1 rRNA gene is annotated in these 1,428 nt (G+C 56.0%); it reads right to left on the bottom strand.

The features are described 5' to 3' along the window. Nucleotides 1-31 precede the first annotated feature (31 nt). Nucleotides 32-1,428: ribosomal RNA gene (locus tag ACIQ5Y_RS39850) — 23S ribosomal RNA — on the bottom strand; the annotation flags it as partial.

Below are 1,428 nucleotides of genomic sequence, written 5' to 3'. Positions count from 1 at the left end.
TTCAGAACTAACACAGTGGACGCGAGCAACTGAGGACAAGCCCTCGGCCTATTAGTACCAGTCAGCTTCACCCGTTACCGGGCTTCCACATCTGGCCTATCAACCCAGTCGTCTACTGGGAGCCTTACCCTCTCAAGGAGGTGGGAATACTCATCTTGAAGCAGGCTTCCCGCTTAGATGCTTTCAGCGGTTATCCCTCCCGAACGTAGCCAACCAGCCATGCCCTTGGCAGGACAACTGGCACACCAGAGGTTCGTCCGTCCCGGTCCTCTCGTACTAGGGACAGCCCTTCTCAATATTCCTACGCGCACAGCGGATAGGGACCGAACTGTCTCACGACGTTCTAAACCCAGCTCGCGTACCGCTTTAATGGGCGAACAGCCCAACCCTTGGGACCGACTCCAGCCCCAGGATGCGACGAGCCGACATCGAGGTGCCAAACCATCCCGTCGATATGGACTCTTGGGGAAGATCAGCCTGTTATCCCCGGGGTACCTTTTATCCGTTGAGCGACGGCGCTTCCACAAGCCACCGCCGGATCACTAGTCCCGACTTTCGTCCCTGCTCGACCCGTCGGTCTCACAGTCAAGCTCCCTTGTGCACTTACACTCAACACCTGATTGCCAACCAGGCTGAGGGAACCTTTGGGCGCCTCCGTTACCCTTTGGGAGGCAACCGCCCCAGTTAAACTACCCATCAGACACTGTCCCTGATCCGGATCACGGACCGAGGTTAGACATCCAGCACGACCAGAGTGGTATTTCAACGGCGACTCCACCATGACTGGCGTCACGGCTTCAAAGTCTCCCACCTATCCTACACAAGCCGAACCGAACACCAATATCAAACTGTAGTAAAGGTCCCGGGGTCTTTCCGTCCTGCTGCGCGAAACGAGCATCTTTACTCGTAGTGCAATTTCACCGGGCCTATGGTTGAGACAGTCGAGAAGTCGTTACGCCATTCGTGCAGGTCGGAACTTACCCGACAAGGAATTTCGCTACCTTAGGATGGTTATAGTTACCACCGCCGTTTACTGGCGCTTAAGTTCTCAGCTTCGCAACCCCGAAAGGTCACTAACCGGTCCCCTTAACGTTCCAGCACCGGGCAGGCGTCAGTCCGTATACATCGCCTTACGGCTTCGCACGGACCTGTGTTTTTAGTAAACAGTCGCTTCTCGCTGGTCTCTGCGGCCACCCCCAGCTCACGGAGCAAGTCCGATCACCAGTGATGGCCCCCCTTCTCCCGAAGTTACGGGGGCATTTTGCCGAGTTCCTTAACCATAGTTCACCCGAACGCCTCGGTATTCTCTACCTGACCACCTGAGTCGGTTTAGGGTACGGGCCGCCATGAAACTCGCTAGAGGCTTTTCTCGACAGCATAGGATCATCCACTTCACCACAATCGGCTCGGCATCAGGTCTCAGCCTTA

The organism is Streptomyces sp. NPDC096339 (assembly GCF_044762985.1).
Lineage (GTDB): Bacteria > Actinomycetota > Actinomycetes > Streptomycetales > Streptomycetaceae > Streptomyces.
The sequence above is the reverse complement of the archived record's forward strand: the minus strand, read 5'-3'. Positions and strand labels throughout refer to the sequence as shown.